At 72.6% G+C, this 13,648-nt stretch carries 11 protein-coding genes, 1 tRNA gene and 1 pseudogene; 10 read left to right on the top strand and 3 right to left on the bottom strand.

From position 1 onward, the window contains the following. Positions 1–16: 16 nt before the first annotated feature. Positions 17–706 (top strand): siderophore-interacting protein, encoded by a 690-nt coding sequence (locus CGL27_RS18295; RefSeq protein ID WP_119988484.1) that lies wholly within the window; start codon positions 17–19, stop codon positions 704–706. Between the two features lie 124 nt (positions 707–830). On the opposite strand, the gene CGL27_RS18290 is transcribed toward CGL27_RS18295, so the two are convergent. Continuing rightward, positions 831–903, bottom strand: a tRNA-Arg gene (locus tag CGL27_RS18290). 382 nt (positions 904–1,285) lie between these two features. Between CGL27_RS18290 and CGL27_RS18285 the strand changes: the two genes are divergently transcribed. From CGL27_RS18285 to CGL27_RS18255, 7 genes are all read left to right on the top strand, one after another. Beyond that, the gene (locus CGL27_RS18285; RefSeq protein ID WP_119994444.1) at positions 1,286–2,896 is read left to right on the top strand and encodes a dynamin family protein; all 1,611 of its coding nucleotides are present in this window, start codon (positions 1,286–1,288) and stop codon (positions 2,894–2,896) included. A gap of 6 nt (positions 2,897–2,902) precedes the next feature. Continuing rightward, positions 2,903–4,795, top strand: a complete 1,893-nt coding sequence (locus tag CGL27_RS18280) for a GTPase (protein ID WP_119988481.1) — start codon at positions 2,903–2,905, stop codon at positions 4,793–4,795. Positions 4,796–4,935: 140 nt separating this feature from the next. Beyond that, a complete protein-coding gene (locus CGL27_RS18275; protein ID WP_119988478.1) occupies positions 4,936–5,436 on the top strand; it encodes a single-stranded DNA-binding protein in 501 nt (166 codons plus the stop codon). Positions 5,437–5,653: 217 nt separating this feature from the next. Then, positions 5,654–7,051 carry an LAETG motif-containing sortase-dependent surface protein gene (locus tag CGL27_RS18270; RefSeq protein ID WP_119988475.1) on the top strand — a complete coding sequence of 466 codons (1,398 nt, stop codon included), beginning with the start codon at positions 5,654–5,656 and terminating at the stop codon, positions 7,049–7,051. A 325-nt stretch (positions 7,052–7,376) separates the two neighbouring features. Beyond that, positions 7,377–9,041, top strand: coding sequence for an energy-dependent translational throttle protein EttA (gene ettA / locus CGL27_RS18265; RefSeq protein WP_078647424.1), 1,665 nt, complete (start codon positions 7,377–7,379; stop codon positions 9,039–9,041). Between the two features lie 4 nt (positions 9,042–9,045). Continuing rightward, the gene (locus CGL27_RS18260) at positions 9,046–9,570 is read left to right on the top strand and encodes a thioesterase family protein (RefSeq protein WP_078641466.1); all 525 of its coding nucleotides are present in this window, start codon (positions 9,046–9,048) and stop codon (positions 9,568–9,570) included. After that, positions 9,567–10,406 carry a hypothetical protein gene (locus CGL27_RS18255; RefSeq protein WP_119988472.1) on the top strand — a complete coding sequence of 280 codons (840 nt, stop codon included), beginning with the start codon at positions 9,567–9,569 and terminating at the stop codon, positions 10,404–10,406. Before CGL27_RS18260 ends, CGL27_RS18255 begins: the two co-directional genes overlap by 4 nt. A 31-nt stretch (positions 10,407–10,437) precedes the next feature. Here the strand turns inward: CGL27_RS18255 and CGL27_RS18250 are convergent, their stop codons facing one another. Then, the gene (locus CGL27_RS18250; RefSeq protein ID WP_078641464.1) at positions 10,438–10,842 is read right to left on the bottom strand and encodes a globin; all 405 of its coding nucleotides are present in this window, start codon (positions 10,840–10,842) and stop codon (positions 10,438–10,440) included. 149 nt (positions 10,843–10,991) lie between these two features. Here CGL27_RS18250 and CGL27_RS18245 point away from each other — a divergent pair. Next, positions 10,992–11,144: pseudogene (locus tag CGL27_RS18245) on the top strand (methyltransferase); the annotation flags it as partial. A gap of 252 nt (positions 11,145–11,396) precedes the next feature. Beyond that, positions 11,397–12,380: a methyltransferase domain-containing protein gene (locus tag CGL27_RS18240; protein ID WP_119994443.1), complete on the top strand. Its 984-nt coding sequence runs from the start codon at positions 11,397–11,399 to the stop codon at positions 12,378–12,380. A gap of 47 nt (positions 12,381–12,427) precedes the next feature. Here CGL27_RS18240 and CGL27_RS18235 read toward each other — a convergent pair whose 3' ends face one another. Continuing rightward, positions 12,428–13,579, bottom strand: a complete 1,152-nt coding sequence (locus CGL27_RS18235) for an FHA domain-containing protein (protein ID WP_119988470.1) — start codon at positions 13,577–13,579, stop codon at positions 12,428–12,430. Between the last annotated feature and the right edge of the window lie 69 nt (positions 13,580–13,648).

Genomic DNA, 13,648 nt, shown 5'->3' with positions numbered 1-13,648 from the left:
CCCGAGGAGCACTCCCATGCCCACGTTGCTGGATCCGGTCCTGGACCTGCTGATGCTCCGCGGCACCGTCACCGAGGCCGAACCGATAGCCGCCCGCATGCGCCGGCTGCGCATCGAGGGCGACACCCTCGCCGGGCTCGACGTCCGCCCCGGACAGCAGGTGCGCGTCCTGGTCGGCTCCGGGCTGACCCGCCGTACGTACTCCGTATGGCGCTACGACCCCTCCGGCGCCATCGAGTTGTGCGTGCTGGACCACGCCGAAGCGGGGCCGGGGGCGCGCTGGGGCAGGAGTGTCCAGGTCGGCGAGCGGGTGCGGCTGGGCAAGCCCGAGGGGTCGTTCACGCTCCGACCCGAGGCCGCCCACCACGTCTTCGTCGGGGAGGAGACGGCGTCCGTCCCCTTCGGCGCGATGCTGGCCGCACTGCCGCCCGGGGCGCGGGTCTCCGGCTGCGTGGAGACGGAGACGGCCGCGGACCGCCTTCCGCTGCCCCACTCGGACCGCCTCAACTGCCTGACCAGGGGAGGCGCTTCACTCCCGGACGCGGTACGAAGCCTCGCCCCTGAACCGGGCGGGATCGCCTACGTCGCCGGGGAGGCCCGTACCGTGCAGCGGGTGCGACAGGTGCTCGTCCGGGAGGCGGGCTGGGACCGTCGCGCGGTGCTCACCAAGCCGTTCTGGACGCCGGGCAAGCGGGGCATGGAGTAGGGCGGACGGGTCCCGAGCCTGCCCCTGATCGTCGGGGAGCGCCCGGGGCGGCCGTGGCCGGTGGAACCGCTCCGAACAGCGAGAAAACCCTCTTCGCTACGTGCGTAGAGAAGAGGGTCCAGTGCGCCCCCGGCAGGACTCGAACCTGCGGCCAAGCGCTTAGAAGGCGCCTGCTCTATCCACTGAGCTACGGGGGCCGGTGGTGGTCGCGGAGCTGCTGAGCCCCCGGTGCCTGCGGGGCCGACGGGGCGGCCGTGATGCTAGTGGCCGGGCTCGACGGACCGTGACCTTGCCGGGACAAGGATAGGGCTCCTTGCGCCTCGCCCCGGTTGCTTCACCTCCGTGGCACGTTGTGGAGGTTCAGTGAAGCGGTCTGATAATCGCAGGCAGGTCTGAAACTTGCATCGTTTTTCGCGCCTCAGGGAACGGGTGTTGTCTACTCGTTATGCCCGCGCCCCTGTCGTCACGTCCGCCTCATGCCCCTTTTAGGGTGATCCGGGTGGGTCTCTTTGACGCGCACGAGTGACCATACGCTTCAAAAAGGCACCAAAAGCGTGCATTCTTCACCACGTGGCGATCTTGGATGTACGGCCCCGGCTGCTCGACGCGCTGACCTCACTGCGTGACCGTGTCGACGCCGCTCGGTTTCCGCTCCCCCTTCCCGGCGCCGACCGCGCTCGCCGCAGCCGAGCCGAGCTGCTCGCTCAACTGGACGACTACCTCGTGCCCCGGTTGCGCGCCCCCGAAGCGCCCCTGCTGGCGGTAATCGGGGGATCGACGGGGGCGGGCAAGTCCACCCTCGTCAATTCGCTGGTCGGCCGACGGGTCACCGAGGCCGGTGTGTTGCGGCCCACGACGCGTACGCCGGTGCTGGTGTGCCATCCCGACGATCACCCCTGGTTCGCCGGGCAGCGGGTGCTGCCGCGGCTCACCCGGGTGTGGGTGCCGGCGCAGGGGGAGCGGGCGGAGAGCGCGTACGACGAGGAGGGGCGGGCGCAGGAGGGGCCGGCGGCGCTGCGGGTGGAGACCGACCCGGGGCTGGCGCGGGGGCTCGCGCTGCTCGACGCGCCCGACATCGATTCGCTGGTCGCGCGGAATCGCGATCTGGCCGCGGAATTGATCTGCGCCGCGGACATCTGGGTGCTCGTCACCACGGCCACCCGCTACGGCGACGCCGTCCCCTGGCATCTGCTGCGGACCGCGAAGGAGTACGACGTCACCCTCGTCACCGTCCTGGACCGGGTGCCGCACCAGGTGGCCGCCGAGGTCTCCCGGCAGTACGCCGCGCTCCTTACGGCGGCCGGGCTCGGCGATGTCCCGCGCTTCACCATCCCCGAGCTCCCCGAATCCGCGGGCGGCGGCAGCGGGCTGCTGCCGTCCACCGCCGTCGCCGCCCTGCGGTCCTGGCTCACCCAGCACGCACAGGATCCGTACGCCCGTACCGTCGCCGCCGCCCGTACGGCCGCCGGGACGCTCGCGTCGCTGAGCTCCCGGATGCCCGCGCTGGCCGGAGCCGCGGCGGCGCAGCACGCGGCCGCCGTGCGGCTGGTCCAGCGGGTCGAGGGCGCGTACGGGGAGGCGGCGGAGCGGGTGCGGCGCGAGATCGCGCAGGGCGCGGCGCTCGCGGGCGGTGCGCTCACCCACTGGCAGGGCCTGCCGCATGACAGCACCCCCGATGAGCTCCTTACGGCTCTCACCGACTCCCTGGCCACCCTGCTGCGCGGCGCGGCCGCCACCGCGGACGAGCGGGTCGCGGAGGCCGGGAGGCAGGACCCGGTCGCGCGGGCCGGGCTCGCTCCGTGCGACGCGCCCGGCGCCGCCGAGCGGATCGGCGTGGCCGTACGGCACTGGCGGCGCTGTGCCGAGGAACTGGCCGAGGAGGAGGCCCGGGCCCGGATCGCCGAATACGGGGGCAGTTGCGCGCCCGAGGAGATCGCCGCCCTGCTCGCCGCGTCCCTGCTGGGCGGACGCCGCGCCCGTAAGGCGGGCGAGAAGCTCGCCGAGACCCTGGGCGCGCATGCGGCGCTGCGTCTGGGCGACCGCGGCGGACGGCTGCTCGACAGCTGTGTCTCGCGCGCCATGCGGGCGGAGCGCGACGGCAGGCTGGCCCCGCTGGACGCCCTGGACATGTCCCCGGAGCACCAGGTCGAGCTGATCGCCGCGCTGTCCGTACTGCAGAAGGAGAGGTGACCGAAGGTGACGGCCACGGAGGGCAACGGCGGCAACGAGGGCGGCGGGGGAGACCGGGCGGCGGGGGGCCGCCACACATGGGACGACGGCCTGATCGCCCGGCGTGCGAGCCGCTGGACCGGAGGACGTGCCGGGGCCCGTCCGGCCCGTGCGGTGGACGAGGGGAGGCCGCAGGAGGCCGCGACGGGCGTTTCCCACGCCACGGCCGGCTACTTCCCGGGGGAGGAGGCCGCCCGGCGGTCCTTCGGCGGCCCTCCCTACGCCGTGTACCAGGCGGGCGTCCGCAGCTTCGCCACGGGCACCCTGCGGCCCCGTCTCGAGGCCCTGCGCCAGCTGGTCGGGCTGTCCCGGTCCCGGCTTGAGGGGCGCACGCTCGCCGGGGCCGCGCGGGTGCTCGACGAGGCGGACGCGCGGGGACGGCATCCTTACGGGCACACCGTGGTCGCCGTCGCCGGGGCCACTGGAAGCGGTAAGTCGACACTTTTCAACGCCCTCGCCGGAGCCCCCCTTTCCGAGGCCGGGATCCGCCGTCCGACCACCGCCACGCCCCTCGCCTGTGCGTGGACCGACCACGCCGACGGCCTGCTGGACCGGCTCGGCATCCCGGCGGTGGACCGGCGCAACCCGGGCTATCCGTACGACCCCGCGCTGCGCGGTCTCGTCCTCCTCGACCTGCCCGACCACGACTCGGCCGCCCCGGGCCACCGGGAGCGGGTGGACCGGCTGCTGGGTCTCGTCGACGCGGTGGTGTGGGTGGTGGACCCCGAGAAGTACGCGGACGCGGTCCTCCATGAGCGCTATCTGCGGCCGCTCGCCGGTTATGCCGAGGTGACCTTCGTCGTGCTCAACCAGGTGGACCGGCTGCCGGGCGAGGCCGCGGACCAGGTGCTGGACGATCTGCGGCGGCTGCTGGACGAGGACGGGCTCGCCCTCGGGGAGCACGGGGAGCCGGGGGCGGCCGTGCTGGCGCTGTCCGCGCTGACCGGTGAGGGCGTCGGAGAGCTGCGGGAGACGCTCGGGCGGCTCACGGCCGAATGCGGGGCGGCCGAGCGCCGGCTGTCGGCGGACGTGGACGGCACCATGACGCGGCTGCGCCCGCAATATGTGGCGGACAACGGGCCGATCGGGCTCACCGAGCGGGCGCGGGCGGAGTTCGAGGACCGGCTTGCCGAGGCGGCGGGCGCGGCCGCGGCCGGACAGGCGGCGGAGCGCGCCTGGCTGAGGGACGCGGAGTGGCGGTGCGGAACGCCGTGGGGGCGGGTGCGGGGGAGGAAGACCCGCACCTCGGGGGGCTCCCGGGCCTCGCGAACCCCCGGAGCCGCGGAGCGGATGGAGATCCCGGGCGCGCGGGCGCGCACGGTCGCGGTGGAGGCGGTCACGGCGCGCCCCGCGGCGGAGGAGGCCGTACGGACGCTCGGGGACCAGGCGACGGCCGGGCTGCCCGGCCCCTGGGCGCAGGCCGTACGGGAGGCGGCGGGGTGGGGCGGCAGAGGACTGGCGGAGGCGGTCGACGAGGCGGTGGCGGCCGCGGCGGTGGACCGGCAGCCGATCCGGCCGGTGTGGTGGTCGATGGTGGCGGCGGCTCAGGTGACCTTGCTGGTGGTGCAAGTGATGGCGGTGCTATGGCTGCTGGGAGCCACCGCCGGGGTGTTCGGTGGGCCCGAGTGGTGGATGCCGGCGCTGCTGGTGGGCGGTGCGGCGGTCGGCCCGGCGCTGGCGTGGGGCTCCCGGGTGGCGGCGCGGGGGCCCGCCCGGCGCCATGGCCGGTCGGTGGAGGGCCGGTTGCGGGAGGCGGCGGCCGAGTGCGGGGCCAGGCGGGTGCTGGAGCCGGTGGAGGCGGAGCTGGCGCGGTACGGGGAGGTACGGGCGCAGTACGTCATCGCGGCGGGCGGCGCGTGACGGTCGGTCACCCGGGCGGGTGACCGAGTTGTCCACAACCGCGGGGTCGTGCACAGGGCCCGGCGGGGCTTCGCGATCCCGGGCAGCATGGTTCACGAACAGCACGGCAGAGCCGGGAATTGATGGGGGAGGCGTAGCCGGTGAATGAGAGCTGGGTGACCGTGGTGGGCAATGCCGCGACGCGGCCGGACTTCTGGGAGACGGCGGCGGGTGTCGCGGTGGCCCGGTTCCGGTTGGCGGTGACGGTGCGCCGGTGGGACCGGGGGCGGGACGCGTGGGCGGACGCGTACACGAGTTTCTATACGGTCTGGACGTGGCGCACGCTCGCCGCGAATGTCGCCGGGTCGGTATCGCTCGGTGAACCCCTCGTTGTCCATGGGACGTTGCGGGTGCGGGAGCGCGAATGGGACCGGGAGCGAGAGAGGGATCGGCCGCTTCAGGGAGAAGGGGGAGGCGCGGCAGCGGGCCCGGTGCCGGCCGTGGATTCCGGCGGCGGGCCGAATCAGCCCAGGCGCTGGGTCACCGCGGAGATCGACGCGATGGCGGTCGGACATGATCTTACGCGGGGTACATCCGCTTTTCGCCGTGTTTCACAGGCTAAACCGCTTCTAAACGCACCGACCGGGGCAACTTCCCCGTGAGTGACGGCGATCACGGGAGATTTGTCGATAATCCCAGGTCATAAGTGATCTGGGGATTAGATAACGATTCCGATTCGGATCGGTTGGGTCTAGGTATTGCTGGGGAGCGTGCGGTTCTTTTCTCCCTAGGATCCCTGCGTGCCCAACGGGGGTTCCTGAGTTTTGAGTTCGCTGGCGAGGCGCACCAACAGACTGGCGCTCGCCCGGAGGGGAAACCATGATTTCTGTAAAGAGGCGGGGCGCTGCCCGCCTTGCGGCCGCCGTTTTGGCGTCCGGCCTGGTCGCGGCGGGTGCGATAGTCACCGCCGGCACCGCCGCCGCCGATGACGCGCCCCCGAGCCAGGGCGGCGCCACCGCCACGCTGGGCGGTCTCAAGACGTTCGACAAGGCCGTGATCCACGAGAACGGCAAGGACCAGCAGGTCGGCGCCGGCCTCTTCGAGATGTCGGTCGACAACGGCGGCTCCATCCAGACGTACTGCATTGATCTGCACAACCCGACGCAGAGCAAGGCGAAGTACGAGGAGAAGTCCTGGGCCGAGACGTCGCTGGCGAACAACCCCAACGCGGGCAAGATCAACTGGGTTCTGCAGAACTCCTACCCCCAGGTGAACGACCTCGGCGCGCTGGCGAAGACGGCCGGCACCGGTGCCCTCACCGAGAAGACCGCCGCCGCGGGTACGCAGGTCGCCATCTGGCGTTTCTCGGACAACGCGAAGGTCGACGCGATCGACCCGCAGGCCGAGAAGCTGGCCGACTACCTCGAGAAGAGCGCGCAGAACCTGGGGGAGCCCAAGGCGTCGCTGAGCCTGGACCCGCCGGCCGTCTCCGGCAAGGCCGGTGAGCGCCTCGGCCCGGTCAAGGTCCACACCAACGCCGACAGCGTCACCCTGACCCCGGGCACCGAGGGCGGGGGCAGTGGCGTCAAGCTTGTCGACAAGAGCGGCAAGACCCTCACCAGCGCCGCCGACGGCGGCGAGGTGTACTTCGACGTCCCGGAGGGCGCGGCGGACGGCTCCGCCACGCTGACCGCCCAGGCCGCCACCAAGGTTCCGGTGGGCCGCGCGTTCGCCAGCGCCACCAAGAGCCAGACGCAGATCCTGGCCGGGTCCAGCGAGAGCACCGTCTCCGCCACCGCCACCGCGAACTGGGCGAAGAAGGGCGCGGTCCCGGCGGTCTCCGCCGAGAAGGACTGCGCCAAGGGCGGCGTGGACATCACGGCCAGCAACAAGGGCGACGAGGCGTTCACCTTCGAGCTGCTGGGCCAGAAGTACACCGTCGAGGCGGGCCAGTCGAAGACCGTCACCGCCCCGGTGAAGGAGGACCAGAGCTACAAGTTCAGCATCACCGGTCCGAACGGCTTCGAGAAGACCTTCTCCGGCGTTCTCGACTGCAAGACCGCCAGCAGCGGTGGCGGCAGCGACACCCCCTCCTCGCAGCCGAGCCCCGCGTCGGCCGGTGGCAGCACCGGCGGTGACACCTCCGGTGGCGATCTCGCCGAGACCGGTAGCAGCAGCAACACCCCGATGATCGCGGGCATCGCCGTGGCGCTGGTCGTCGTCGGTGGCGGCGCGGTCTTCTTCGTCCGCAAGAAGAAGGCGCCCGCGGGCCAGTGAAACGCCTGGGCGGCGACGCCAGGGCAGCAGTGATCGCTGAGTGAAACGAAGGTCACCGAGTGTGGTGATCATCGAAAACGCGGTGATGGAGGGCCGGAGCCTCGCAGAGGTTCCGGCCCTTCGCGTCATGGGGGCGGCGGATACCGGGGTCGTGGGGACCGCGAATGCCGGACTCACGCCGCACGCCGGACCAAACGGGTTTCCGCCTCGGGCTCGGCGTACGGCAAGATGGCTGTATCTACCCTCATGCGGTGGAGCCGCCACGGATACGGACCCCGCGGCGGAGCCGCATCTCGATACCTACCAGATTGCCGGACGGTTTCTCTTGGCTGAGTTCATCTACACCATGCGCAAGACGCGCAAGGCGCACGGCGACAAGGTGATCCTCGACGACGTCACGCTGAGCTTTTACCCCGGCGCGAAGATCGGTGTCGTGGGCCCCAACGGCGCCGGTAAGTCGACGGTGCTGAAGATCATGGCCGGCTTGGAGCAGCCGTCCAATGGTGACGCCTTCCTCTCGCCCGGCTACAGCGTCGGCATCCTGCTCCAGGAGCCCCCGCTCGACGAGTCCAAGACCGTGCTGGAGAACGTCCAGGACGGCGTGGCGGAGACCAAGGGCAAGCTCGACCGCTTCAACGAGATCGCCGAGCAGATGGCGACCGACTACAGCGACGCGCTGCTCGAGGAGATGGGCAAGCTCCAGGAGGACCTGGACCACGCCAACGCGTGGGACATGGACGCCCAGCTCGAGCAGGCCATGGACGCCCTCGGCTGCCCGCCCGGCGACTGGCCGGTCACCACCCTCTCCGGCGGTGAGAAGCGCCGGGTCGCGCTCTGCAAGCTGCTGCTGGAAGCTCCCGACCTGCTGCTGCTGGACGAGCCCACCAACCACCTGGACGCCGAGTCCGTCAACTGGCTGGAGCAGCACCTCGCCAAGTACGCGGGCACCGTCGTGGCCATCACCCACGACCGGTACTTCCTGGACAACGTGGCCGAGTGGATCCTGGAGCTCGACCGCGGCCGCGCCATCGGCTACGAGGGCAACTACTCCACCTACCTGGAGAAGAAGCAGGCCCGGCTGAAGGTCGAGGGCCAGAAGGACGCCAAGCGCGCCAAGCGCCTCAAGGAGGAGCTGGACTGGGTCCGCTCCAACGCCAAGGGCCGCCAGGCCAAGTCCAGGGCCCGGCTGACCCGTTACGAGGAGATGGCCGCCGAGGCCGAGAAGACCCGGAAGCTGGACTTCGAGGAGATCCAGATCCCGCCGGGCCCGCGCCTGGGCGGCGTCGTGGTCGAGGTGGAGAACCTCTCCAAGGCGTTCGGCGAGAAGGTCCTCATCGACGACCTCTCCTTCACCCTCCCGCGCAACGGCATCGTCGGCGTCATCGGCCCCAACGGCGCCGGTAAGACGACGCTCTTCAAGATGATCCAGGGCCTGGAGACCGCCGACGCGGGCAGCATCAAGGTCGGCGAGACCGTCAAGATCTCCTACGTCGACCAGAGCCGCGCCAACATCGACCCGAAGAAGACGCTGTGGGCGGTCGTCTCCGACGAGCTCGACTACATCAACGTCGGCCAGGTCGAGATGCCGTCCCGCGCCTATGTCTCCGCGTTCGGCTTCAAGGGCCCGGACCAGCAGAAGCCGGCCGGCATCCTCTCGGGCGGTGAGCGCAACCGCCTCAACCTCGCGCTCACCCTCAAGCAGGGCGGCAATCTGCTGCTCCTCGACGAGCCCACCAACGACCTCGACGTCGAGACCCTCTCCTCGCTGGAGAACGCGCTGCTCGACTTCCCCGGCTGCGCCGTGGTCGTCTCCCACGACCGCTGGTTCCTCGACCGCGTCGCCACGCACATCCTGGCGTACGAGGGCGAGTCCAAGTGGTTCTGGTTCGAGGGCAACTTCGAGTCGTACGAGAAGAACAAGGTCGAGCGGCTCGGCCCGGACGCGGCCCGTCCGCACCGCGCCACCTACAAGAAGCTCACCCGGGGCTGAGTGGATGGCACGCCATATCTACCCCTGTCCCCTGCGCTGGTCCGACATGGACGCGTTCGGCCACGTCAACAACGTGACCTTCCTCCGCTACCTGGAGGAGGCACGGGTCGACTTCATGTGGCGGCTGGCGCCGGGGAACGGGAGTGACGCGTTCACCGGCGGCGTGGTCGTGGCCCGGCATGAGATCGACTATCTGAAGCCCCTCGTCCACCGGCACAGCCCGGTGACGGTCGAGACCTGGGTGACGGAGATCAAGGCCGCGTATCTCACCCTGCGCTACGAGATCAAGGACGAGGACGCGCTGTACGTGCGTGCCGCCACCCGCATCGTGCCCTACGACCTCGACCAGAGCCGTCCGCGCCGGGTCTCCCCGGAAGAGGAGAAGTTCCTGACCGAGTACCTGGAGCCGGACCCGGTGAAGAAGGGCGCAGGCAAGGCGGCTGCGAAGTCCGGCCGATCCGCCGGTGGCGCCGGATCCGTCGGTGGCGTCGGTGGCGCCGAGCGGCCGGAGGGGGCCGTCGCCGTATGACGGCCGCCGGCCAGGAGCTCCACTTCGCCGACGCCGGGGAGGCGGCCGATCTCGCCGCCTTCCTGGCCCGGCTGATCCACTACGACCGGGCGGCGGCGGTGCGGCTGCAGGCAGGCGGCGGTGTGCTCGCCGTCTTCGGCCGGCCGCCGTCCTTCGAGGTCCTCGCGATCCGCACGGCGCGGCTCGAGGCGATCATCGGCACCGATGCCACGCCGGCCGGGGAGGCGGGAGCCGGCGGGGCGGCGAGCGGGCCCGGCGCCCTGGATACGACGGTCTCGGCGGGCGAGCTCGAGGACGCGCTGGACACGGCGCGGGCCGGGCGGACCGCCGACGGCCCCGAGGTCCGTGACCGGGGGCTGGTGGTCACCGTGCCGCAGGCCGTCACCGGTCCGCCGTGGGCCGGGGTGCTGCCGCCGCGCGGCGGCTGGCGCCGGGTGGGCGGCCTGCCGGGCGTGGACGAGGTGCGCGGGGCGGTCGCCGCCGCCGTCGCCGAGTTCCGGGCCCGCGACGCGGAACTCCCCGAGGAGCGCCGTACGCGCGCCGAGCGTGACCGCATCGGCCATGAGATCTGGTCCCGCACGCTCGGCGACACCGGGCTCCCGCTGCGTGCCGTGCATGCCGCCCAGTCGCTGGGCTTCCTGCGCCCGGTCCGGGCGGCGGCTCCGGCCGCCTCCGCCCCCGGTGCCGGAGGCGGTGTGGCCACGGCCGCGCCCGGCCCCACGGCCGAGCCTCTGGCGCTGCTCGCCGCGGGCGGCTGGCTGCGGCTGCGCACTCGGTACGGCTCCATCGCGGTGCGTACGTCGGGCCTCTCCGGCCTGTCCGTCACACCCGCCTGAGTCCGCAGGGTCAGCTCTCTGGGTTCGCCGGTCAGCCCTCCGTGTTGATCATGGAGGCGGCGGCGTACGTGAGGTACTGCCACAGCTGGCCCTCGAGCTCCGGGGCCAGCTCCAGCTCGTCGACCGCGTCGCGCATATGGCGCAGCCAGGCGTCATGGGCGGCGCGGTTCACGGTGAAGGGGGCGTGGCGCATGCGCAGCCGCGGGTGGCCGCGGTTGTCGCTGTAGGTGCGGGGGCCGCCCCAGTACTGCATCAAGAAGAGTACGAGCCGTTCCTCGGCCGGTCCCAGGTCGTCCTCGGGGTACATCGGCCGGAGCACCGGGTCCTCGGCGACCCCCTGGTAGAAGCGGTGGACCAGACGCCGGAAGGTCTGCTCGCCGCCGACCTGCTCGTAGAAGGTCTGCTCCTGAAGTGTGCCTCGCGGAATCTCATTCACGCCTCCATGGTCTCAGACACCCCCGGCTGGAAAAGGGGGCGTGGGTCGCGACTGGAGGGCTGGCGCAGGAGAGTGGAGTCATGGGCAGCACGGGCGGTGGCACACGCAGTGCGCCGGACGCCGTGGAGCGTGTGGCGCGGGGGAAGCGTATGGGCCGGGAGGCCGATGGGTGCGCCGAGGAGGCCGCGGCGGTACGAGCTGGGCTGGTCCGGGAGATCGTGGCGGGCGGCGGCCTCACGGACCCCGCCTGGCGGGCGGCCTTCGAGGAGGTGCCGCGCCATCTCTTCGTGCCCTACTACTACGAGGCTGGGGAGGCGGGCACGGCGGCGGCAGGCACGGCGGCACGTGCGCCGGGTGCGGCAGGCGCGGCAGATGCGGCGGGTGCGCCAGGCGCGGCGGGTGCGATTGGTACGGCAGACGCGGTGGGTGCGGCAGGTGCGGCGGGCGCGGCGGGTGCGTCAGATGCGGCACGTGCGCCGGGTGCGGCAGGCGCGGCGGGTGCGGTGGGTGCGGCAGGTGCGGCGGGTGCGGTGGGTGCGGCAGGCGCGGCACGCGTGGCGGGTACGGCAGGCACGGCGGCACGTGCGCCTGGTGCGGCGGGCACGGTGGGTGTGGCAGGCACACCAGCTACAGCGGGCGCGGCAAATGCGTCGGGCCGCGAGACAGCAGGGGCAGCGCGGGCCGGTGCGGCGCACGGGACGGTCGGCTACACCCGGCTGTGGCGCGACGACCCCCACCCGCTGCGGCGGGCCCGCTGGCTGGTGGGCGCGTACGCGAACGCCCCGCTCGCCACGCGGGTGCGCGACGGCGAGCTGATCACCTCCAGCAGCCAGCCGTCGCTCATGGCGCGGATGCTCCAGGCGCTCCAGGTGCGGGACGGGGACCGGGTGCTGGAGATCGGCGCGGGCACCGGCTACAACGCCGCGCTGCTGGCCCACCGGCTCGGCGACACCCAGGTCACGACTCTCGACCTCGACCCGGAGATCACCGAGGCGGCCCGTAACCATCTGGCCGCCGCCGGGTTCCGCCCCGCGGTCGTCACGGGCGACGGGGCGCGCGGCTGTCCGCTGCACGCTCCCTACGACCGGATCATCGCCACCTGCGCCGTGGCGTCCATCCCGTCCGCATGGCTCGGCCAGTGCCGTCCGGGCGCGTTGATCCTGACGCCGCTCGCGACCGGGCTGATCGCCCTGAGGGTCGCCGACGCCCGCCATGCGGAGGGGCATTTTCTGGCCATGCCCGCGTACTTCGTCCCGCTGCGCGGCAGCGGCCCGCCGCCTCAGGCGCCCACGCACGGTCTGCCGTCCCGGCCACTGCTGGACGACTCCTTCCGCTTCCTGCTGAACGTGGCCGCGGGCCATATGGAGCCGGTCGAGGCCCTCGCGCTATGGGAGCACGAGGGCAGGCCGGGGCGGGAGCGCTACGGGGTGACGGTGCGGGGCGAGCGTCAATGGGTCTGGCTGGACGACCCGGAGGGCGCCTACGGCTGGCCGCTGGGCCCTCCCGGCGGCCTTCAGCCCCGGCTTCGGCCCTTCTAGGGCTTCAGTCCTTCCAGCCGTCCGGTCCCACCCCGCCCGTCCCGGTCTCAGCCCCGGCGCACCGTGATCGTCGTCCACGCCCCGACGTGGACGCGGTCGCCGTCCCGGAGCGGGACCGGCACGAACGGCTGGATCGGCTCCTCGCCGCCGTTGATCGTCGTCCCGTTCGTCGAGTCCTGGTCGACGACCGCCCAGACGCCGTCGGGCTGCTGGACGAGGAGCGCGTGCTGATGCGAGACGCCCGGGTCCTCGGGCGGGCGCCCGAGGTCGATGTCGGGGGCCTCACCGGTGCTGTGGCGGCGTCGGCCGATGGTGATCTGGCCGCTGTTGAGCGGCAGTTGCTGCTCGGGGGAGTAGGCCGGGAGGTTCAGCCCGGCGGCCTCCGGGCCGCTGCGGTTCATCATCGCCATGAAGTACTCACGGTCCGGGGCGACCACGGCTATCCAGTTCCCGGGCGCCGACGGCGGAGCCCCACCCTGGCCGTACTGGGCGCCGCCGGGCGGCGTCGAGTGCTGCGGCGCGCCGGGGTGCTGCTGCTGTGGCGGCTGGTGGCCCGGCCCCTGCTGCTGGGGCGGCGGGGCGTACCCCTCGTTCCCGTACGGCTGGGCGGGGGGCGCCGGAGCCTGGGGGTAGCCGTAGCCGTACTGCGGCACGGCCGGGGGCGCGCCCTGGCCGTGGCCCGGGGCGCCCTGCTGCGGTGCGCCATGCGGGGGTGTGCCTCCCTGCTGCGGCGGCGGAAGCGTCCAGTCGCTGTCGCCGCCGAACCCCGGAGCGGAGGCGGGACCGGGGCCGCCCTGCCCGGGGTGCGGGACATGCGGCACCCCGTGCCCCGGCTGCTGCGGTGGCGCGTAACCGCCCTGCGGCGGCCCGTACGGAGAAGGCGTGTGCGTCTGGAAGTTGAACCGGCACTCCTCGCAGAACGGAGCCTGCGCCTCACGCGGCGTGCGGCACTGCGGGCACAGCTCCTGCTGCTGCGCCGGATAGCCGTAGCCCCCCGCGCCGCCGGGCGGCGGTGGGCCGCCCGGCCCCGGACTCCCGTAGCCACCCGGAGGCACGGGCATGCCGTGGCCACCCGGCGCGGGCTGTGGCGGAGGTGGCGAGACGGCACCGGAGGGCATGGGTGTCCCCGACATCCGGTGGCCACACACCTCGCACCAGTCGTCGGCCGCCGAGTGGTGGCCGTTGGGACAGGTCGGCATGTCGGATCCCCCTCTTGTGGCTTTCTCGGTGTTTCTGCCGAGAAGTGCTACGTGAGTGCTGGTTATGTG

The sequence above is a fragment of the Streptomyces sp. 11-1-2 genome, from assembly GCF_003595545.1.
GTDB classification, from domain to species: domain Bacteria; phylum Actinomycetota; class Actinomycetes; order Streptomycetales; family Streptomycetaceae; genus Streptomyces; species Streptomyces hygroscopicus_B.
Note: the sequence above shows the minus strand (reverse complement) of the source record. Positions and strands in the feature narration are given on the sequence as shown.